Source organism: Helcococcus sueciensis DSM 17243 (genome assembly GCF_000423145.1).
Taxonomy (GTDB): domain Bacteria; phylum Bacillota; class Clostridia; order Tissierellales; family Peptoniphilaceae; genus Helcococcus; species Helcococcus sueciensis.
Genome location: NZ_AUHK01000005.1, coordinates 24838 through 48523, shown reverse-complemented (window position 1 = coordinate 48523; position 23686 = coordinate 24838). Strand labels below are relative to the sequence as shown.

Sequence of the window (23686 nt, the reverse complement as noted above, 5' to 3'; positions counted from 1 at the left end):
CTATTTAATCATTATTCCATTATCTTTAAAAATAATTTTTCGTTGTTTATATAATCTACCAATAGATTTTTTAAATTGACTTTTACTCATATTAAATACTTTTCTTATAATCTTAGGATCTGATTTATCATTTACTCTTAAAAAACCACCGTTATCTCTAAGAATAGAAAAAATTTGCTCTGCATCCTTATTCAATTCAATATAAGATCTATTATTTGTAGTTAAATCGATTTTTCCATCTTCTTTAATATTTTTAACTCTAAGTCTAATATTGTCACCTATTCTTGGTATACCAACGATTTCTATATTAGGCAATAATCCATTATATTTACCTTCCACAAGAATAAATGCACCTATCTCAGAATTATATGAATAAATTACACCATTTACCCAATCATTTTCTTTTAATTTTATATCTTTATCAAAAAAATTATCAACTTTCATAGTAGCAGTTAGTCTATCTGACTTGTCTGTATATAAACCTACTAAATGATAACTGTATTTCTTAATTGTTCCTATTTGTTCTTCAAATGGTAATAATAAGTCTTTATCTAATCCCCAATCAAGAAAAGCACCAATTTTAGTAGTATCTATAACTTGTAAAATAGCTAGACTACCAATTTCAATTTTCGATTTTTTTGTGGTAGCAATAGGTCTATTTTGATTATCTTTATATACAAATACTTCAACAGTATCTCCTACTACTTTATCCTTTTTAAGATATTTCTTAGGTAACAAAATATCCATATTATCATCTGATTCTATTGTATCATTTAAAAATGCCCCTACAGAAGTAATTCTTTTAATTACTAATTTCTGTGTTTTTCCCAATATCGGCATAAACTTTCTCCCTTGTAAAACCATAACCTATTACTTCATTAATATTAGCTATATATACAAAAGCATCTTCATCAATGCTATTTATAAAGTTTCTTATTTTAATATATTGTTTTTTATCAACTATAGTAACAAGTATATCTCTTTCTTCCATAGTATAACCACCTCTACCTGTATAGATTGTGGAACCTCTTTGTATTTCTGAAAATATAAAATTATTAATTAATTCAGACTGTTTAGATATAATTGTCATTTTTATCTTAGAATTAAATCCTGCAATTGTTACATCTACGCAATATGTTGTTACATATAATGACATAAATGAGTATATACCCTTTTCAAATCCATAAACTGATGTAGCAAACAAAATGATAAATGTATCTACAATCAATATTGAAGTACTTAGATTTATTGACGTCTTCTTTTCAATAATTTTTGCAATAACATCAGTCCCACCTGTAGAGGCATTTTGTCTAAATACTATTGCCAATCCTACACCAACACAAACAGCACCTATCAAGAGATTAGCAATATTATCTTTAAGAATTGGTTTTTCTATAACTATCAAAAAATCAAATATAGTCATATATAACGAATATGAAAATGCTCCTATTAAAGTAAAAGCACCAAACTCTTTACCTAAGAATAATACTCCTATCACCAGTATAACTAGGTTTAAGAATCCCATCACAATACCTAAGTTTAAATTTGGAATTAAACTAACGAGAACTTGCGAGAATCCTGTTACTCCACCAGCAGCTATATTTGCTGGCACATTGAAAAAATATCCGCCTAACGACATTATCAATGTACCTAATAATATCATGGTGATTCGTCTTAAATTGTGTAGTTTTTTCTTAGTATCCATAATACCTCCAATAAAAATTATATTTCAGAAATTAAAATTAATATCATTGGATCTCTTTTTAATTCTGTATAGACATATGATCTTAATTTATCTATTACTAGATATTTCATTTGTGCTATATCAGTAATCTTTTTGCTATTAATTTCTTTTTGTATTTGTTCTAATATTTTATATGCTCCATCCATGATGTCTTTAGAATCTTTAACATATACAAATCCTCTTGAGATTAGTTCTGGTTTTCCAATAATTTGTTTTTTCTTAGTATCATAAACTAAAGATACATTTATTAAACCATCTTCTGCTAATTTCTTTCTATCTCTTAGAACGATATTACCAACATCTCCAATTCCTAATCCATCAACCAGTACTTTTCCTGCAGTTACTTTTTCTCGTTTCTTGTATCCACTATGATCAAGTTCAATAACATCTCCTAAGCCCGCAATTATAGTATTCTCTTCTTTAGCACCCATAGACATATAAAGTTCTTTGTGCATCATTTGATGTCTAATTTCACCATGCACAGGAATAAAATATTTTGGTCTAACTAAAGATAACATCAATTTTAGCTCTTCTCTATACGCGTGTCCTGAAACATGAACATCTGCTAGCATTGAATAAACAACATTAACACCTAGTTTAGTTAAATTATTTATAACTGTAGATGTTGATTCTTCATTACCTGGTATTGGAGTTGCAGAAATAATAACAGTATCTCCACGTTGTAATTTTAAACTTCTATGTTCTTCTCTCGCCATTCTTGTGAGAGCGGCCATTTGTTCCCCCTGACTTCCTGTAGTCAATAGAACAATTTCATTATCCTTAAATTTATTTATTTTATTTAAATCTTGTATAGTATCTTTTTTAACTCTTAAATATCCTAATTCGATGGCGATTTTTATATTTCTTACCATAGATCTACCAGAAATAAACATCTTTTTCCCATGATATTCAGTAGCGTCAAATACTTGTTGAACACGGTGTAAATTTGAAGCAAAAGTTGCTACACAAATTCTTCCTTGTGCTTCTGCAAATACTTTTTTGAAAGTTTCTCTTATTGAAACTTCACTCATTGCATAACCGGGTCTTTCTACGTTGGTACTATCTCCAAGCATAGCTAGAACACCTTGTTTACCTAGTTCCCCAAATCTTTGTAAGTCCATATGGACACCATCAATAGGTTGGAAATCTACTTTATAGTCTCCAGTAAATAATACCACTCCAGCCTCTGTATGAAGTGCTATAGCACAAGAATCTGGAATTGAGTGATTTACCGCAATAAATTCAATATCAAAATCGCCTATTCTTATAGTTTGACCTTGAGATACTGTTTTCAACATATGTGTATCAATTCCATGCTCTTCAAGTTTACCCTCTATAAGACCTGTAGTAAGTCTTGTTGAATAAACTCTTGTATGAATTTTTTTAAGTAAATAAGGGACTGCCCCTATATGGTCCTCATGACCATGTGTAATAAATAATCCTTTTATTTTTTCTTTATTTTGTTCTAAATAAGTAAAATCTGGTATTACAATATCCACTCCAGGCATTGATTCATCAGGAAATGTAGTTCCCGCATCTATAATAACTATTTGATTATTATACTCAACGGCGGTCATATTTTTCCCAATTTCACCTACACCACCTAAAGGAATAATTTTAATATTAGATTTCTTTCTTCTTCTATTCCTATAATATTTAGACATATTTTTCCTTTCTATATTTCTTCTTCGTCTTCATCTAAAAGTTCAGAGTATATAGAAAGAATTTCTTCAAGTTCATCTTCATCTTCAATCAGTGTAAATATCGCCTCTTCTTCATTTAATTCAACTTGAGCGATATATAAAACTTCTTCTTCTTCATCAAGTAATGATGCATATTCCTCATCTTCAATTCCAAATGAATCTATTAAGAGTAATCTTATAACATCATCATCATCATGAAGATCAATATAAATTTTATCCTCATTTTCAAATTTATCCATAATTTACTTGCTATCTAAATAAGACTGTAGAATAAATGATGCTGCAATCTTATCGATATGCTCCTTTCTATTTTCTCTTCTAACTTTTTGTTTGATCAAAACTTCCTCTGCAGAAATAGTTGTAAGCCTTTCATCAGCATAAACTATATCTACATCTGTTTCCCTTTTTAGTAAATCTACAAAGCTCATTACTCTTTGAGCCATTGGACCTACGGATCCATCCATATTGTAAGGCATCCCAACGACTATTAGACTTACTTCTTGTTCCTCTATTATTTTTAATATTTTATATATATCTTCTTTTACTTTTGTTCTTTTAATAGTAACTAAACCATTGGCAAACAAAAGTGTAGGATCAGATACAGCTACTCCTATGGTTTTTGTACCTACATCAAGACCTATATATCTTTGCATTAGTTCTCCATTCAAAATAAAACGGGCACAAAAGCGCCCGGCTTAGTTTTATTTAATATCATTTTTTTCAAAATAAAATTTTAAAATACTTTCTAATAAATCATTTCTATCCAAATGTTTTATAAGTTTTCTTGCATCATTATGGCTAGTTACATAAGTTGGATCCCCTGAAATAATATATCCAATTATCTGATTTGAAGGATCGTAACCTTTTTCTTTTAGAGCATGATATACTTTTTCCATAATATCAACTACTTTATCTTTTTCAGGTCCATCCATTTTAAATTGCATAGTTTGGTCTAGATCTTTTGCCATAATTTCCTCCTACTTTAATTTATCTTTAATAAAGTTTTCTGTTTCTATTAATGCTTCTTCTAACAATTCTACATCTTTTCCACCAGCTTGAGCAAAATCTGGTCTTCCACCACCATTTCCACCTGTTTTTTGAGCGATAAATTTAACTATCTCACCAGCTTTGATGTTTCTTTTTATTAAATCTTTTGAAACAGATGAAAGATATATTAATTTATTACCATTTGATGAAGCTAATAAAACTACTAAATTATCTCTTGAATTTTGTAATTTATCAGATATATTCTTTAATGATTGATTGTCAATATTATTTAATTTAGCAACCAACACATTTGCACCAGATACTTCGAAGATTTCATTTTCTAATGATTTAATTATACCATTTTCATAGATAGATTTTAATTTTTCAATTTCATTTTTTAATTCTTTTTCTTCTTCTAAAATACTTGTAATTTTAGTTTTTATATCGTCTTTTTTAGATTTAATTAAAGATGCAATAATATCTTCTCTTTCTTGATAGTCATTAATATAATCGTATACTGATAATGCTGTAATAGCCTCTATACGTCTAACACCAGCTGCAATTCCAGATTCAGATAATATCTTAAACATCATGATTTGTGATGTATTTGAAACATGAGTACCACCACATAATTCAATAGAATAGTCACCCATATTTACAACACGAACTATATCTTTATATTTATCTTCAAATAATCCTATAGCACCCATCTCATTAGCTTTTTCAAGTTCAGTTTCTATAGTATTTATATTATATGAATCAAATATAGCTTTATTTACTAAATTTTCTATCTTCATTAGATCTTCATGACTGATCGCTTCAAAATGTGTAAAGTCAAATCTAAGTCTGCTATCGGTAACTAACGAACCCGCTTGATTAATATGATTACCAAGAACTGTCTTTAGCGCTTTATTTAATAAATGTGTAGCAGAATGATTTCTCATAATATTTTTTCTTCTAAATGAATCTACTTTAGCGATTACTTCATCACCAATAGAAAACTCTCCATCTTTAACTTCAATATAATGATAAAAAATATTATCTGCTGTCTTCTTTGTATCTGTTACTATCATCCATCCTTTTTCGGATTCAAATACTCCTGTATCACCTATTTGACCCCCACCTTCACCATAGAAAGGTGTAGTGTCAAGTATAATTACAGCTTTTTGTCCAGATGAAATTATATCTTCATCTAATCCTTCAATTCCAATTATCTTAGATTTTGATTCTAGTTCAGTATATCCTATAAATTTAGTTGGTTCATATCCGGAAATATCAAGTACTTCTTCTTCCCATCCACCTTTAAAACTACCACCTTTTCTGGATTGTTCTTTTTGATTTAACATTGCTTTATTAAATTCTTCTTCATCAATTTTTAATGAATGTTCTTTAATGATTTCTTCTGTTAAATCAAGAGGGAATCCAAATGTATCATAAAGTTTAAATGCATCTTTACCTGATAATATATTTTTGTCTGATTTTTTCAAACTTTCAATAATTTCATTTAATATATTCAATCCTTGATCAATAGTTTCTTGGAACTTATCTTCTTCACGACTAATAATATGAAGTACTCTTTCTCTATCTTCTAGTATTTCACCATATTCAGGTTTGTAGATTTCCATAACTTGTAGCGACATTTTTTCAAGAAACTTCCCATTAATACCTAAAAGTTTACCATGTCTATATGCTCTTCTTATAAGTCTTCTAAGAACATATCCTCTTCCTTCATTTGAAGGAATAACTCCATCATACACTAAAAATGTCATAGCTTTTGCATGATCCATGATAACTCTAAATGATTGATTTACTTTTTCTGATTCGCCATACTTCTTACCAGAAAGTTCTTCAATCTTATTTTTTAGTGGACTAAATGTTTTAAGTTCAAATATATTGTCTGCATTTTCAAGTATAAGTGCAAGTCTTTCAAGCCCCATACCAGTATCTATATTTGGATGTTCAAGTGGATGATAAACACCTTTTGAATCTTTATTAAATTGTGTAAATACTAAATTCCATATTTCTAAATATCTATCGTCACCTTCGTATTTATCTCCTCTATCATACATAATTTCTGAACATGGACCACATGGACCTTCTTCTAATTCCCAGAAATTATCTTCTTTACCAAGTCTTTGGATTTTATCTTCTGGTAATCCTATTATCTTATTCCATATTTCATAGGCTTCATCATCTTCAAAATATACTGTAACTGATAGCTTATCCTTATCTAATTCTATTACTTCTGTTAAAAATTCCCATGCCCAAGTAATAGCTTCTTTTTTGAAATAATCTCCAAAAGAAAAATTTCCAAGCATTTCAAAAAATGTAGCATGTCTATCTGTCTTACCTACATTATCTAAATCCCCAGTACGTAGACATCTTTGTGATGATGTTGCTCTATCCTTGGAAAATTTCTTTGTCCCCATAAAATATTCTTTAAGAGGAGCCATACCAGCATTAATTAATAATAGTGATTTATCTTTATTTGGTATCATAGAATAAGATTTTAGTCTTATATGATCTTTAGATTCAAAAAAATCTAAATATTCTTTTCTTAATTGATTAAAATTCAAATTTTTCATCATAACCTCTTCATTATATTTGATCCAATGATATTTTATCTATTACATTGGATACAGCAGTATCTATTTCAGAAAACACATGTCTTGATGCACAATTTTCAACTTCGCAATTTTCAACTTCGCATTTATTAGTCAAATTTATGTTTCCTTCTAAGGCTCTAATCACATCGCCAACTATAATTTCTGATGGCTTTTTAGATAATATATAACCACCATCTTTTCCTCTATATGATTTTACAATGTTGGATTTTTTGAGCTTACTAAATATCTGCTCTATGTACGTTTTGCTTATATCAAGATTTGCACTAATCTCAGTTATATTAATTGGACCTTCATTGTATCTATCACGTAAATAGGATAATGCTCTAAGACCATATTCACTTTTAGTAGTTAAATTCATAATAGCCCCCTATTTAAACATTAATACTCTAATATATCTTATCAAATAAAGGGCAGTAATGTAAAGAAATCTTAAAAATTAAATGAGATGTTGATTTGGTATAGTTAAAAATCTAATACTTTTATTAATGATTAAAAAAATTATCCTGATAATTCAAAATTGTAAAATCGTTTTATTATTACATGACATTTTTACTACTTCAATAAAAATTCCGGACAGCACTGACACTACAAAAAAAATCAACAATATTTGACCAAGACAAATATTGCTGATTCAAAATTTATTTATTATCACTCTTCTTTTCAAGATATAAATATAAGTAAATAATTACTGCAGTAATTATAACTAGTGCAAATACTAAAGCTTTAAATTTATTAGGATCGGGATCATTAAATATTAAAAGTATAATTACAAGTAAAGTCGCCATTATAAATGGTGAAATTAATTTTTCAATTAGTTTTTTCATAATCACCTCATATACGGATTTATATGTTAATATTATAGCAGATATTCTGTTATAAGTATATTATTTAATTCTATCTTTTAAAGTTTTAGAAATTATTAAACACATTTTAATTCCAATACACTTTTTCAGACTAAACATATCCCTTAATTTTATCCATTTCATCCGGAAACATTTCAATATATTTTTCTTCAGAACCCTTTTTAACTTTCTCTATATCAACTATTCTAATATCATTATCTATCAATAATTTTAGAAGATCGTTGATAGATTTTGATTTAAGATTTACTTTTATTCTATTTTCATCAATAGTCCATTCAATATCTTCAAAAATAATTTTCTCTAAGCCTAAATTTGGAATATCTTCTAATTCCAAATAATACATATTGTCATTTGAATAATCCAAGCTTTCCGAAACTATCTTTCCATCTTTTAGAAACATAATATGATTTGTTAATTTATCAATTTCACTTAATGTATGTGATGATATAAGAATTGCAGTTCCTGAATTTACAAGTTCCTTAAATAGATGTCTAACCTTAATAATAGCTGTTGGGTCAAGTCCATTCAATGGTTCATCTAATATCATAAGCTTTGGTCTATTCAGCATTGCTAAAGCTATTAATAAATGCTGTTTCATACCTAATGAATATTCCCCAACTTTCTTATTCATATAACTTTCGATTTGAAGTTTTTTTACTACCTCTTCAACTCTATCCTTCGATAATTTTTGTGTTAATTTTATAAAGTTCAGATGGTCGTAGCCTGTTAAATAGTCATAGAGTACATTATTATCTTTTAAGAAGGAAGTTTCATAAAAGATGCTTTCATCTGTATTCTTCTTACCGACAACTTCAATTTCACCCGATGATTTATTTAATAAATTTGAAATAATATTAAACAAAGTAGTCTTTCCAGCTCCATTTGGACCAACTAGAGCATAAATTCCAGGTGAGTTAATTTCAAGATTAATCCCTTTTAGGACTTCAAAATCACCATATTTTTTAGTTAAATCTTTTATTTTTAATATACACATAATTGCTCCTAGTTTTTCTTAAATTTAATTATAAAATTACTTAAAATCAGATTAATAATTGCCCATATAATTAGTATAATTAATCCAAATTGATATGAGACAAAACTTATATCACTTAAAAGATAAAGTGATTGATCTGCTAAAGTTGAAATTCTTAAATAAATAAAAGGCAATAATTTTCCAATTGATTCAGGTATTAAGCCTGATATTGTATAGCCTCCTACTACAAATATTATACTTAGTAAATATAAAATATTTCTATGTTTAACAAATATTGATATTAAATTCATCAAACTAACTAAAAAAATTAAAACGGCTATAATTCCAAACACAACTTTCAATAGATAGCTTGATAAATATATGAAGCTATATCCCATTTCATCATATATCGCTACTGGGAAATTATATCCAGAAAATCCTTCTGAAATAAACCCTAAAACTGTGATATACAAAATTAGAATTAATAAGAGAACTAGTCCCAACACAAGCTGTGTAAAGTTCTTATTCATATTATATTTTCTTTTTGAAATAGGAGTTGCAAATATAAATTCGAGATTATTCTTTCCACCTTTATCAATTGTATATCCCACAAATACTGACATTGAAATTACCAAAGCCAATACTAAATCTAAATAATGAGTCTTAAGTAAATTATATGGCAATGTAAATGCTGATGTAGATGGTATTACGCTATTTCTATATTCTAGATTTCTAGCTTGTGAAGTTTTATAATTTTCATCAATTGATAAAAATGATGAAATTATAGGAAATACATCCGTCTCATACTTTGAAGATTGTTCAAATAAATCGGTATTAAACTTTAAGGATTTGTTTGATAATCTACCTCCCATAATTTTATCACTATAGCTAAAAACCTCCCAATTATTTTGAAATTCATTTTTTAATATACTATAAAATTCTTTTGAATTGTTTTGTTTAAAATTTTCAATTTTGTATTTTCTGTCTGCCATGTTTTTATCTACATTTTGAATGTAAAATTCATACATTTGCTTTTGAGCTTCAATCTTTTCCAGGTCTTTTTCTGGTATATCATCAATCTTTTTACCATTTGGATCATCAAAATAATGCTCTAATAACCACTTTTCATCGTTGTAATTATCAAGCATAGTATTATATTCATCTAAAGTTTTTTTATCATTTAAATCAAGAATTTCTGTGTTTACAAAATTATCTCTTAGATTTTTATATGAAAAATTAGAACTAATAGCCTGAATACCAATTATCATACAAAATGTAAATAAATATATAAGTAGAGTTTTCTCTTTTAATATTTTTAATGTCTCAAATTCAAATAGACTATTTATTTTATTTACTTTTGAATATTTACTTTCAGCCTTTCTTTCATCTTTAAGTCTGAATGATATCAGGACTAATATTGCAATTATGATGATATGAATAGTTAGATTTGTTATCTTACTAGCATCAATTTGAATATAATTAGATATTCCATTTTTCGTAACTAATTCAAACTTTCCTAAAATTAAATCTTTAATATTCAATGCATATACAGGATTATAAACATTTCTAAATTCGGAATGTAAATTCATTGCCAAATACAATATTGAAAATATACTCAAGGATATCCCTAGAGATTTAGTGGATTTATATCTTATAGATAATATCATAGCCAAAAATGACCAAAAGTTTATCAATATCAAATAATAAAGAACTATTTGTAAAACTAAGCTATATCCTTCTATATAGGCTAAATGATTCGTTGAATCTATTACTCTATAAATATCTCTAAGCCCACCTATTGGCACGCCTTTAATAAGTGAAAATAGATTAAAGAATATAAAAGTAAATATTATGTAAATAATACTTGATAAAAGTATTACAAAGTATTTAGAAATAATTATTTTATTTTTTTTACTTGGTTGAGTATATAATAGGTTCAAAGTCTCATCTTCTCTTTCTTTAGAAAAGAAATTAGAGAATAAAAAAATAAAAAATAGTACTGGGAATATGCCAAATAAAATATTTGAAGAATTTACAATTTGTTGTATAGAATTGTCTCCAAAATATTCAGCAGTTGAATAATAATCAGAAGCATTGTTTTCTAATAATTTTCCATATTTGAACATTTGCCATTCAATATTATTAATTTTTTCTTGACTATTTATTTCTAATAATTCTGGATATATATCTTTATATTTTTGAATAAAGTCGTATTTTAGCTTAAAGTATTCATATCTTATTTTTGTATAAATATTCAATAGTTCCTTATACTCTTCTGTTCCTTTTTCAGCTTTTTGAAGTTCTTTTTTTATATCATAGGGATCTTTTTCCATCAATGTTTCCTTTTGATATAGACTATATAAATCAGAAAAAACATCATGAACAATCAATGCTTCAGAACCAGTCATAATATTCTCTTCTAGGCTTTTATTTATCCTGTCAGAAGATAATATCACAGATGAATAAAAAGATATTACTACCGAAAAAGCCATAATAATATATACTATTCTCGACTTAAATATTTTTTTAATCTCAAATAATAACATAAATACTCCTCAAATTTTAATATATACTGTAGAGGTTTAATTTTTATCTTGGATTAGATTTTCCTATAAGATCTAAAGTACCTGAATATCTAACAAGCAAATATCCAGTACTATAAGCATTTAATATTCTTTCGAATTTTAAATATCCACCATATAAATTGCCATATTGATCTGATTCTTCAACATATATTTTTTGAGGAGTTCCTATTTGTGGTACAACTCTATCTCTATATGCTGAAATTGCAATTGGTACCTTTATACGATTAACTATTATTTCGTCATCTTTTGCTAAAACATTAACTGTTCCTACTTGCCCTACTAACAATAATAATATAATAAATAATTTAAATATTTTTTTCATTTTTACTCCTATTCCTCTACAGTATATATTTTATTATATTTTTATATATATTAACTATAGCATAATAAAAATATAAATTAAAGATTTTTGGTAAAAATTGTTAAATAACAAAAAAACAGTATACAAAATCTTAACAATTTTTATATACTGCTTCTATTTATTCTATTTTACAACAATATTTAATATTTTTCCTGGAACATATATAACTTTTACTACTTCTTTTCCTTCAATGAATAGTTTTACATTTTCTTCTTCCTGTGAAAGTCTTATGATTTCATCTTTATCTGTATCACGTGGGACAGTTATCTTCCCTCTTACTTTTCCATTTACTTGTACTGGTATTAATACTGTATCTTCTAAAAGTTTTGTTTCATCAAATATTGGCCAAATGTTTTGATTTGCAAGTTGAACCTTATTTCCAAGTGTTTCCCACAACTCTTCTGTGATATGTGGTGCAAATGGATTAAGTAGGATTAGATAAGTTTCATATTCTTTCTTGTTTATTTGTCCTTTATCAGTAAATGAATTTAGAAGTATCATTAATTGTGATATTGCTGTATTGAATTTAAGAGCTTCAATATCATCTGAAACTTTCTTAATTGTTTGATTTACCAATACTTCCATATCTTTTGAATGCTCATTACCTTCAACTAAAATATCTTGTAGTCTCCAAACTCTGTCTAAATATTTTCTAACACCACTTAATGCTTGATCTGACCATGGAACGGATTTATCAAATTCTGAAATAAACATTTCATAAGTACGAAGCGTATCTGCACCATAGTTTGCAACTATTTCGTCTGGATTTACAACATTCCCTCTTGATTTAGACATTTTTTCGCCATTTTCACCAAGTATCATACCATGTGATGTACGTTTCATATATGGTTCTTTTGTTGGTACTACGCCTAAATCGTAAAGGAATTTATGCCAAAATCTTGAATACAATAAATGTAAAGTCGTATGTTCATTTCCTCCATTGTACCAGTCAACTGGTGAGAAGAATTCTGCTTCGTCTTTTCCAACTAAAGCTTTATCATTATCCGGATCCATATATCTTAAATAGTACCATGATGATCCTGCCCATTGTGGCATTGTATCAGTTTCTCTATGAGCTGGCCCACCACATACTGGACATGTCGTATTTACAAATGATTCAATAGTTGAAAGAGGGCTAGAACCATCATCTGTTGGTTCATAATTTTCAACTTCAGGAAGTTTAAGTGGTAACTCTTCTTCATCAACTGGATTCCAACCATGTTCTTCACAATACACCATTGGAATTGGTTCTCCCCAATATCTTTGTCTAGAGAATACCCAGTCTCTCAGCTTAAAGTTTTTCTTAGCATGCCCTATACCCTTTTCTTCAATTATCTCAATAATCTTTTTCTTTGCATCTTCAACTTCAAGACCATTTATAAGGTCAGAATTAATAAGCGTACCTGTTTCAGTATTGGTAAATGCTTCTTTTTCAATATTTCCGCCTGCAACAACTTCCCTTATTGGTAAATTGAATTTCTTTGCAAATTCATAATCTCTTTCATCATGAGCTGGAACTGCCATAATTGCACCTGTTCCATAAGTAATCATTACATAGTCGGAAACCCAAATAGGCATTTCTTCACCTGAAATAGGATTAATTGCTTTAATACCTTCAAGTTCAACACCAGTCTTATCCTTATTCATTTCTGAACGTTCAAAATCAGATTTCTTGTTTGCAAAATCTTTATATTCTTCAATCTTTTCTATGTTTTTTATTTCCATCTTCAATTCTTCAATAATTGGATGTTCTGGAGCAATTACCATATATGTCGCACCATAAATGGTGTCTGGTCTTGTGGTAAATATTTTTAATGATTTGTCATGATCTTTAATTGCAAAATCTATTTCTGCGCCGAAAGATCTTCCAATCCAATTAATTTGTTGTTGTTTGATATGATCCAAATAGTCAACTTCAGCTAAATCATCAATCAATCTGTCTGCATATTCAGTGATTTTAAGCATCCATTGATTTCTAATTTTGTGTTCAACTGGAGTTCCACATCTTTCGCATCTACCATTTACAACTTCTTCATTTGAAAGTCCAACCTTACAGCTAGGACACCAATTAATTGGAAATTCTTTCTTGTAAGCAAGTCCATGTTTGAATAATTGTATGAAGATCCATTGAGTCCATTTATAATAGTTTGGATCGGTTGTGTCTACCACTCTATCCCAATCGAATGAAAAACCTAGAGATTTTAATTGTTTAGTAAAATTTGCAATGTTATTTTCTGTAACTATTCTTGGATGTATTTTATTTTTAATCGCATAATTTTCCGTAGGTAATCCAAATGCATCAAATCCCATTGGATACAAAACAACTTCATCTTGCATTCTTCTTTTTCTTGAAACAACATCGAGTGCAGTATAACTTCTTGGATGACCTACATGTAATCCTTGACCTGAAGGATAAGGAAATTCAACTAAAGCATAAAACTTTTTCTTACTTTTATCCATAGTTGTCTTAAATGTTTTTTCTTCATCCCATATCTTTTGCCATTTTTCTTCGATATGATTCGGATTATATCTTTGTACCATAATAACTCCATTCTCTTAATCTAAGTTCTTTTTATATAATAATATATATAATATCACATTTTGGGGAGATTATATTCGTTTTGATCAAAATAATCACTTGGTTAATATTATTTTATTGGAGGATTATTAATGTTATATCTCAATACTATTCTGTTTTTTTCATCAGCGAATCCCTTATAAGTTTCAAAACCTAACATCATCAATGCTATACCTAATGAAACAGTTTGGGATTTATCACCAACTAAATAATATAATTCTTTTATAACAGTATCTTCTGTATTTTTTAGTTTTTCTGTTTTATTGAAAACTTCAGATATTATGTTAGGTAATACCATACATAATTGGAAAAAGGCATCTTCTTCTCCTGTAACCATTTCATAAAATCTATCAATGCTAACTCTTCGCAATCTATCATTACTTATTCTTTTACTATCAAATGTTTCTATCCAATTAATATTTTGACTTCTTTTAGCTATAGCTTCCACTAAAAATACAACACAATCAGGATCATCTATTAATTCTCCCATACATTTTGCATATGTTGCTACAGTAGAAGATGAGTTCATAGTATTATGTTTGTTTTTCATTTCAATTTTTGCTCTTTTATAGATCTTTTTATCTTCGCCAACAACTATTCCCTCTTCAGGTTCCCATATAACATCCCATACATATTCAGGAACTGTACAAGAATTAAAATACTTAAATATATTTTGATGGAAATAACCTATAGCATTTGTATTAGATTTATCCCTTTGTCTAAATATCTCATTTTCTATTACTTCTTCCCAACTAAATTCATTAACAGTTTTATCAAAAAGCATTTTTATAGGGTCAATAAGATTTTTATTAAAGTCATTTTTAGTCCAACTTTTTAGATTTCCTCTATACTTTAGAATAGTTTCTTCAACATGTTTTTCTAAATTTTCTTTAGTAATAAAATTTAAATTACACTCCAATTTGATACTCCTTTAGTTTATAGTAATGAACTGATTTAAGTATTTTACTAAACTTAAACCCACATATTTAGCTAAATTTACTGGAACAGCATTTCCTATTTGTTTATATTGTGATGTCATCCCACCTGAAAATTTCCAATAATCAGGAAAAGATTGTATCCTTGCATATTCTCTTACTGTGAAAGGGCGTGTTTCATCTGGATGACATCTCTCTGTTTGTTTCATATCTGGTGCAGTAGTTAATGTCAAAGATGGTTCGTCCCAACTCATTCTTCTAGCTACACCTCTTTTACCACCACCTAAATAATACGAACCTTTCATATATTCTTTTGCCACATCTTCAGGTAAATCTATCCAACATCCTCCCTGAGGTACTAATTTCATAATACTGTATTTTTTATCACTATATTTTCGACCAATGCTCTCAGGTACATCTTTTAATATATCTTTTAAAACTGGCTTGTATTCTTGTTTTTCAGGGTAATTATAATCAAAGATTTGGTTTTCATACAAATCATTGCGTATTCCTATCATTATTAATCTTTCACGTTTTTGTGCTGTATCATAGTCCCATGAATTTAATACATTCCAGAAAATTGTATATCCTATGTTTTCAAAAATCTCAATCATAGTTTCTAAAGTTCTTCCGTTATCATGAGTAGTTAACCCTTTTACATTCTCTAATATAAATGTTTTTGGTTTTACATCTTCAATAATTATTGACATTGGATAAAATAATGTTCCTCTTGTATCTGCAAATCCTTTACCTTTTCCAGCATAACTAAATGCTTGACATGGAACACCTCCGGCAATTAAATCAATTTCACCTTGATAATTAACATAATTAGATATTCCTTTTTTTGCAATTTCATTAATATCACCTTCTAAAACATTCCAATTAGGACGATTTTCTCTTAAAGTTTTGCAAGCATCTTTATCAATTTCTATACTTAATATATTCTCGAATCCAGCTTGTTCTATCCCTAATGCCATTCCACCAGCTCCAGCAAAAAGCTCTATGGACTTATATTTTACTTTAGGTTTAATATTATCAGTCGATGAAAAAGAATCTAATTTATAAGCAAACCTATTCACATCTTGAAAAAAACTAATTTGATTACTTAACATTAATTATTTCCTCCTCACTTATTTCAATCACATCTTCAACTTTACAATCTAAAGCTATACATATTCCTATCCAACAGACCGCCTGTCCCCAATTATTCTAGTTAAACATGGTATTATAAATGCAACTCAAATAATAATATATCTTCTCTAGTAATCTCTGGATAGTCTGAGTCAATTATGCATTGTCCGAAGGGTTTATTCTTGACTTACCAAAACTTAATGAAAGTCGAAGGCTTCAAAGATTCTAGCGTAATTTCTGTGTCGTCTTCAGCATAATAACTCTAATATTTTTTAAGTCAAAAGTCAATAAAGCATTTCGACTATGAGCTAAGTTCTAATAAAACTCTTCTATAAATCTAACTAAACTAAATCTTCTATTGTAACACCCCAAATATATTAAACAACGCAAGTATTGTAATGTGTATTGGATAGAATGTGTAAAATAGATATTTAAGATTTGATCCCTTTTTACCATTATATGTTAAAAGCAATATACATGTTAATACTATAAATATAATATTTGTCATATTCCAGCTATACATATAATATCCCCATAGAAATACTATAAATGATTGGTAATACTTTGTTCCCTTTGTCAAATACAATGCTATCATCAAAGCGATCGCATTATATCCATAGTTTGCTATTCCTCCAATATAGTAATATGAAAGTATAACCGAAATTGCAATTATTATATACATTAAAATATTATTTTTATATTTTGTTTTCAACAAATTAAAATATTCAAACAATATTAATGCAAGTCCTAGTTCATAGAATATATTCAATTCATATCCAGTTAGTAGAAAATATCCATTTACCGATGTATTTATAGGGGTAATTAACCATGCTATCGATACATACACTAATGATATATCAAACTTTCTATCAAGTATTAAAACATAATAGAATGCTATCATAGGGATGATTGCAAGCAACCATTTATAATCATATTCTATGAAATTTACACTTTCATAAACATAATAGTTTTCATAATAAAATGCAAGTGTAAATGGAATTTGTGAAATTATCGCAAATAAATGTATTCTTGAAATATATTTTTTAATATCTCTTGTCTTAAAATAACCAACTACTAAGAAATACGCGAATATAGGAAGTGCCATTCTTCCTATAGAACGCATCAAATTTATACCTTGCGGAGAAACTATATCACTTCCTGAATAAAATAGATATGCTCCAATGTGATCGATTGTCATTGAAATTATTGCTATTAATTTTAATATTGAAGCTGTCATTAAAACTCCTTATTTTAATTATTAATAATCATCATTTAAGTCATTTCCAAGTTTCACTACTAGTACTCCATCTATTAATTTAATACTATCTTTGCTTGGATATACCGACATATTAATCACTCTACTATCTTCACTTAATAAATCAATTTCCTCTTCTGATACAAATTTAGTATCCATCATTAGTACATAGTTAAAATACGCTTTATATCTGTCATTGTATGAATAATAAGGAACGAAAGATCTTGACATTCCTGTAATTCTAAGCGTAAAATCTCTATTTCTTCTTATTTGATCTAAAGGTCTGCCAACAAATGCAACAGGTGTCTCTCCATCTACATATCCATCTATATTATTCATATCATAGTTTATTCTGGTAAATAGAGACATGTTTGCATCTTGTTCAAAATCTTTTATTAAATAGGCAGTATTTGCAAATCTGAAATTACCAAACATTACAAATACCATTATTAATAAAACTGCAATTCTATATGATTTATTCTTTACTTCTAAAAAGTCTTTTCTAAATATTTCTCTATCTACAAATAGTAAAGGTAGCAAATATATCATAAATATACTATAGTGCATAACATCATGAGAAAAATTTCTCATTAAGACTCTACTAATATTCATACCAATAGGTGTAATGATTACAAGTAATAAAACCATAAAGATTGTTTTAGCATCAATTTTATTTTGAATAATCTTTTTGATTATGAAATAAAATATAAGCAATAGTAGTAATATATGAACTGCTATATTAACATTTCCGCTTAATATTGTAGGTGGATTCACTAATTTCCCTATTGTAAATATCCAAGTTCTAATCGTAAATACAATAATATTTAGAAATGATAGCTTTTTGATTTTTGAAATGGAATTATATTGTCCTTCTGCTATATTAATACCTGTAAGCGAAACTATTATTTTAACTAAAAGCAGATAAAATAACCCAGCACCTATAATCATTAATATGCCTTTTATACCATATTCTAAAACTTTTTTACGATTTTCTTTATAGATTAAATCTAATATACATTTGAATATGATGAGAATTATAGCAAATGATATAAATGCTTGATATAGCCCAATTGAAAGTGCAAGAGGTATCATTCCAAATATATATCCCCTATCGTATTTTGTAAGGAAAAACACCGATAATGTAGCCAATAATAAAGATAGCATATCCGCATCTAAATCATGTATATATGTCGCTGTAAGAGCTATTACGGTCATATTTAGAACCATAATAGCTGATATCATAAATAGTATAATATCTGATTTAATATCAAATATTTTACTTATTAAATAAAGTGAAACTGAAATATATACTAGTGAAAGAATTCCAACTAAATATGGAACAGTTATTATTCCTCGAATATATTGAAGATAAAAAACTACAAGACCTCTTCCTGTTTCTGTTTTAAATTGTCTTACATTATCCCATGTAATAAACTCATTCAATGAATCGTTTGAAATAGCATTGTTAAAATACATATAGGAATGCGAAAGCATTCCTATAATAAATGTAAATATTATGCATTTTATTAGAGTATTATACTTCTTAAAATAATATTCAATATTCTTTTCCAAAATCTACTCCATTATTTATCAATTTTCATTGAATTTACTGTACGTGGATATGGTAATACGTCACGTATATTTTTCATACCTGTCATATACATTACCATTCTTTCAAATCCTAATCCGTATCCACCATGACTCACTCCGCCATATCTTCTTAAATCTGAATACCATTTGTAATCTTCAGATTTAATATTTTTATCTTCCATTTGTTTTAATAATTTTTCAATATCATTTTCTCTTTCAGAACCACCGATTAATTCACCTACTCCTGGAACAAGCATATCCATAGCTGCTACAGTCTTTTTATCATCATTTAACTTCATATAGAATGATTTAATGTCTTTTGGATAATCTGTAACAAATACAGGTCCATGGAATACTTCCTCTGTTAAATATCTCTCATGTTCAGTCTGTAAATCTAGGCCCCATGAAACTGGGTATTCAAATTTTTTATCAGCTTTTTCAAGTATTTCAATTGCTTCTGTATAAGTAAGTCTCTTGAAGTCTGATTCAACTAATTTATTTAATTTTTCAATAATTCCCTTTTCAACAAAAGAATCGAAAAGTTTCATTTCTTCAGGTAATTTATCCAGTACATGACGAATAATATATTTCACCATATCTTCAGCTAAATCCATTACATCTGGTAATGTTGCAAATGCAATTTCAGGTTCAATCATCCAAAATTCAGCCGCATGTCTTGGTGTGTTTGAGTGTTCCGCTCTAAATGTTGGACCAAATGTATAGACTTTTGAATATGCCATTGCAAATCCTTCAACTTCTAATTGACCACTTACAGTTAGATTTGACATTGCTCCAAAGAAATCTTTTGTATAGTCAACATGACCATCTTCTGTTCTAGGTGTTTCTTTATCTGGATTAAATGTAGTTACTCTGAACATTTCACCTGCACCTTCAGCATCAGATGCTGTAATTATTGGAGTATGAATATATACAAATCCTCTTTCATTAAAAAACTTATGAATAGCATAAGCAAGTTCACTTCTAACTCTAAAAACTGCATTAAATGCATTAGTTCTCATACGAAGTGATGGCATTGTTCTTAAAAATTCAAAAGTATGTCTTTTATTTTGAAGTGGATAGTCTTTATCAGATTCACTTAAAATCTCTATCTCACTTGCTTGAATTTCAAAGTCTTGCTTTGCTGATTCAGGTTCTACCAAAATCCCTTTAACTTTAACAGCTGAATATATTCCCAATGAAAATACTTCCTTAAAATTATTCACACTAGACTCTACAACTACTTGAACATTACTAAAAAATGTCCCATCATTAATTTCTAAGAAACCTATATTCTTTGATTCTCTTGATTTTTTAATCCATCCATGTATTTCAATTTCTTTTCCTACATAATCTTTATAGCTTGTGAATAATTGTTTAATTTCCATCTTTTTCATTCTCCTTAATTTTTTCTAATCTTTCATTAATATTTTTTTCATAACCAATATTTTTACTATTATAGAACTTCACATTAGAAATTTCTTCAGGCAAATATCTCTGATTTGTATAACCGTAATTATAATCATGAGGATATTTATACCTTAAATTATTTGGAATTTTATCATAACCTACTGTATGACTATCTCTTAAATGCATTGGTATCTCATAATTTTCGTTATTTTCAACAAAATTCATAGCATTATTTATAGCAAGATATGCTGAATTCGATTTTGGAGCAAGTGACATATATATCACTGCATTTGCAAGTATTATCCTCGCTTCAGGCAGTCCCACTACATCAATAGATTGAAATGCTGAATTTGCAATATTTATAGCATTGGGATCTGCAAGCCCTATATCTTCAGATGCAAATATTATTATACGTCTTGCTATGAATTTTATATCTTCTCCTGCATGCAGCATCTTAGCAAGATAATATATAGCAGCATCAGGATTTGATCCTCGCATAGATTTTATAAATGCAGAAATAGTATTATAATGCTCATCTGCATTTTTGTCATATATTGCAGCTTTACGAATAATAGAATTTTGCATAGTTTCTAAGTCAAGTATTATTTTTCCATTTTTTTCTTCAGTAGATAATACAGCGATTTCTAAACTATTTAATAAACTTCTAGCATCACCATTACTTGTCTGAATTAAATAATCGATAGCTTCATCATCAATTTTGATATCTTTATTTCCATATCCTTTTTCCTTATCAGATAGAGCCTTATTTATTAATAATTTTAAATCATTATATTCAAGTTTATTTAGTGTAATTACTTGAGATCTTGATATAAGGGCTTTATTAACTTCAAAATATGGATTTTCTGTAGTTGCACCAATTAGAACTATAAGACCCGATTCAACATGTGGTAAAAGTGTATCTTGTTGAGATTTATTAAATCTGTGAATTTCATCGATAAATAATAATGTTCGTATCGAATAAATTGCAAGATTTTCTTCCGCTCTTTGAATAACAGCTTTTATATCTTTAACTCCTGATGATGTAGCTGATAATTCTTGATAATCCATCTTTGTTGTCTTCGCAATAATATGTGCTAAGGTTGTCTTTCCTGTACCTGGAGGTCCATAAAATATCATAGATGAAAGTCGATCTGCCTTTATCATTCTATTTAATGGCTTATCTTTTCCAACTAAATGTTTTTGTCCTACAAATTCATCTAATCTCTTTGGTCTCAATCTTGCTGCTAGAGGTTTGTTAATATTTAATTGTTCTTCTTTATTAATATCAAAAAAGTCTAAATTATCCATTAATATTATTCTTTCATTTTAAAAAGAAATGCCTTATTTAAAACAAGGCATTTTCAATTAATCTTTTAAGTTTTCAATTTCATCTGCAAATGATTGTACATCATCAAACTCACGATATACGGATGCAAATCTTACATAAGCAATTTTATCAATATTTTTAAGTTTATTCATTACTAATTCACCGATATATGCTGATGTAACCTCTTTTTGATTTAAATGATTAATCTCAGTTTCTATTTCTTCAACTGTTTTTTCAAGAGTTGCAATTTCAATCGGTCTTTTTTCACTAGATTTTATCAAACTATTTAAAATTTTACTTCTTTGGAAAGCTTCTCTAGTTTCGTCTTTTTTGATAACTACTACAGTTTGATCTTCGACTCTTTCGTAAGTTGTAAATCTTTTTTTACATTTTAAACACTCACGTCTACGTCTTATCGATTCATTACTATCTGTAGGTCTAGTGTCTATTACCTTTGAATCATGAAAATGACAAAATGGACATTTCATCTATACATCCTATCTTAATTATTTTAAGAAATCAGGAATTACAAATCCCCCATCATTCTTATCGGAATCACTTCTTTTTGCTTTATCATTTGAAGATACTATTTTTCTATTATCAAATCCTGTACCTATTACAGTAATTTTAATTTCATCTTTCAATGAGTCGTCTAATCCAGCTCCAAATATGATGTTTGCATCTGAATCAATTTGTTCTCTAATTAATTCTGAAGCTTCATTAATTTCAAATATTCCTAAATCAGAACCAGAAATATTTATTAGAACAGCTTTAGCACCATCTATTGAAGTTTCTAATAAAGGTGATTTAATCGCTTGTTTAGCCGCTTCAGTAGCTCTGTTTTCACCTGTAGCATATCCTATACCCATGTGAGCTACACCTTGTTCTTTCATCACTGATTCAACGTCAGCAAAGTCTAAGTTAATTAAAGCTGGAACAGCTATTAAATCTGAAATACCTTTAATACCGTCTAATAGAACTTTATCAGCCATCTTAAACGCATCTACCATAGATGTTCTTTTTTCTGAAATTTGTAATAATCTATCATTTGGTACTACTATCAATGTATCAACATTTTTCTTTAATCTTTCAATACCTTGTTCTGCTTGATTTTGTCTTGTACGACCTTCAAATGTAAATGGTCTTGTAACAACAGCAACTGTTAATATACCCATGTCTTTAGCTAATTGTGCAACAACTGGAGCAGCTCCTGTACCAGTACCACCACCCATACCAGCAGTTACAAATACCATATCAGCACCTTCAAGTATATTTTCTATTTCTTGTTTACTTTCATCAGCAGCTTTTTCACCAGTTTCTGGATGTCCACCAGAACCTAAACCTTTAGTAAGCTTTTGTCCGATTTGTAAAGTTTGGTCTGAATTCATGGAATCAAGTATTTGTTTATCTGTATTAATTGCGATGAATTCAACACCACTTAATCCACTTTCTTTCATTCTTCTGATGGCATTGTTTCCACCACCACCAACACCTATAACTTTAATTTTCGCTAAACCATTATTATTAACTTCCATATCGAAATTGCTCATTTCTACCTCCAAATTTTTATCAATTCTCAAATCTTTAGTAATATCTATTTATCATTATATCAATACTTTA

General features: G+C 28.2%; 21 protein-coding genes. All 21 read right to left on the bottom strand.

Going from position 1 to position 23686, the window contains the following annotated elements:
- Window positions 1-840 carry a CvfB family protein gene (locus G534_RS0102415; protein ID WP_027347699.1) on the bottom strand — a complete coding sequence of 280 codons (840 nt, stop codon included), beginning with the start codon at window positions 838-840 and terminating at the stop codon, window positions 1-3.
- Window positions 803-1705: a YitT family protein gene (locus G534_RS0102410; protein WP_027347698.1), complete on the bottom strand. Its 903-nt coding sequence runs from the start codon at window positions 1703-1705 to the stop codon at window positions 803-805. Before G534_RS0102410 ends, G534_RS0102415 begins: the two co-directional genes overlap by 38 nt.
- Before the next feature lie 17 nt (window positions 1706-1722).
- Window positions 1723-3408, bottom strand: coding sequence for a ribonuclease J (locus tag G534_RS0102405; RefSeq protein WP_027347697.1), 1686 nt, complete (start codon window positions 3406-3408; stop codon window positions 1723-1725).
- 11 nt (window positions 3409-3419) lie between these two features.
- Entirely contained in the window at window positions 3420-3686 is a 267-nt protein-coding gene (locus G534_RS0102400) for a DUF1292 domain-containing protein (RefSeq protein ID WP_027347696.1), read from the bottom strand.
- Window positions 3687-3689: 3 nt separating this feature from the next.
- Window positions 3690-4100: a Holliday junction resolvase RuvX gene (gene ruvX, locus G534_RS0102395; protein ID WP_027347695.1), complete on the bottom strand. Its 411-nt coding sequence runs from the start codon at window positions 4098-4100 to the stop codon at window positions 3690-3692.
- A gap of 48 nt (window positions 4101-4148) precedes the next feature.
- Entirely contained in the window at window positions 4149-4415 is a 267-nt protein-coding gene (locus G534_RS0102390; protein WP_027347694.1) for an IreB family regulatory phosphoprotein, read from the bottom strand.
- A 9-nt stretch (window positions 4416-4424) separates the two neighbouring features.
- Window positions 4425-7019, bottom strand: a complete 2595-nt coding sequence (gene alaS / locus G534_RS0102385) for an alanine--tRNA ligase (RefSeq protein ID WP_027347693.1) — start codon at window positions 7017-7019, stop codon at window positions 4425-4427.
- Between the two features lie 13 nt (window positions 7020-7032).
- Complete coding sequence (locus tag G534_RS0102380) at window positions 7033-7419, bottom strand: RrF2 family transcriptional regulator (RefSeq protein ID WP_027347692.1); 387 nt, start codon at window positions 7417-7419, stop codon at window positions 7033-7035.
- 280 nt (window positions 7420-7699) lie between these two features.
- Window positions 7700-7885, bottom strand: coding sequence for a hypothetical protein (locus tag G534_RS0102375; RefSeq protein ID WP_027347691.1), 186 nt, complete (start codon window positions 7883-7885; stop codon window positions 7700-7702).
- 130 nt (window positions 7886-8015) lie between these two features.
- Window positions 8016-8918, bottom strand: coding sequence for an ABC transporter ATP-binding protein (locus G534_RS07710; protein ID WP_051177389.1), 903 nt, complete (start codon window positions 8916-8918; stop codon window positions 8016-8018).
- Window positions 8919-8926: 8 nt separating this feature from the next.
- The gene (locus G534_RS0102365) at window positions 8927-11443 is read right to left on the bottom strand and encodes an ABC transporter permease subunit (protein WP_027347690.1); all 2517 of its coding nucleotides are present in this window, start codon (window positions 11441-11443) and stop codon (window positions 8927-8929) included.
- A gap of 43 nt (window positions 11444-11486) precedes the next feature.
- The gene (locus tag G534_RS0102360) at window positions 11487-11804 is read right to left on the bottom strand and encodes a hypothetical protein (RefSeq protein ID WP_027347689.1); all 318 of its coding nucleotides are present in this window, start codon (window positions 11802-11804) and stop codon (window positions 11487-11489) included.
- A gap of 162 nt (window positions 11805-11966) precedes the next feature.
- Entirely contained in the window at window positions 11967-14384 is a 2418-nt protein-coding gene (gene leuS / locus G534_RS0102355; RefSeq protein WP_027347688.1) for a leucine--tRNA ligase, read from the bottom strand.
- A 107-nt stretch (window positions 14385-14491) separates the two neighbouring features.
- Window positions 14492-15340 carry an Eco47II family restriction endonuclease gene (locus G534_RS07705; protein WP_034595878.1) on the bottom strand — a complete coding sequence of 283 codons (849 nt, stop codon included), beginning with the start codon at window positions 15338-15340 and terminating at the stop codon, window positions 14492-14494.
- Window positions 15341-15352: 12 nt separating this feature from the next.
- Entirely contained in the window at window positions 15353-16468 is a 1116-nt protein-coding gene (locus G534_RS07700) for a DNA cytosine methyltransferase (protein ID WP_084510001.1), read from the bottom strand.
- 374 nt (window positions 16469-16842) lie between these two features.
- Window positions 16843-17724 carry a TraX family protein gene (locus G534_RS0102340; RefSeq protein WP_027347687.1) on the bottom strand — a complete coding sequence of 294 codons (882 nt, stop codon included), beginning with the start codon at window positions 17722-17724 and terminating at the stop codon, window positions 16843-16845.
- Between the two features lie 21 nt (window positions 17725-17745).
- Window positions 17746-19314 carry a glucosyltransferase domain-containing protein gene (locus tag G534_RS0102335; protein WP_027347686.1) on the bottom strand — a complete coding sequence of 523 codons (1569 nt, stop codon included), beginning with the start codon at window positions 19312-19314 and terminating at the stop codon, window positions 17746-17748.
- Window positions 19315-19325: 11 nt separating this feature from the next.
- Window positions 19326-20717, bottom strand: coding sequence for an asparagine--tRNA ligase (asnS, locus tag G534_RS0102330; RefSeq protein ID WP_027347685.1), 1392 nt, complete (start codon window positions 20715-20717; stop codon window positions 19326-19328).
- The gene (locus G534_RS0102325; protein WP_034595877.1) at window positions 20707-22047 is read right to left on the bottom strand and encodes a replication-associated recombination protein A; all 1341 of its coding nucleotides are present in this window, start codon (window positions 22045-22047) and stop codon (window positions 20707-20709) included. The genes asnS and G534_RS0102325 overlap by 11 nt, the downstream gene beginning before the upstream one ends.
- Before the next feature lie 57 nt (window positions 22048-22104).
- Window positions 22105-22554: a transcriptional regulator NrdR gene (nrdR, locus tag G534_RS0102320; RefSeq protein WP_027347683.1), complete on the bottom strand. Its 450-nt coding sequence runs from the start codon at window positions 22552-22554 to the stop codon at window positions 22105-22107.
- 18 nt (window positions 22555-22572) lie between these two features.
- On the bottom strand, window positions 22573-23616 hold the full coding sequence (ftsZ, locus tag G534_RS07695) for a cell division protein FtsZ (RefSeq protein ID WP_034595876.1): 1044 nt from the start codon (window positions 23614-23616) through the stop codon (window positions 22573-22575).
- Window positions 23617-23686: the final 70 nt, after the last annotated feature.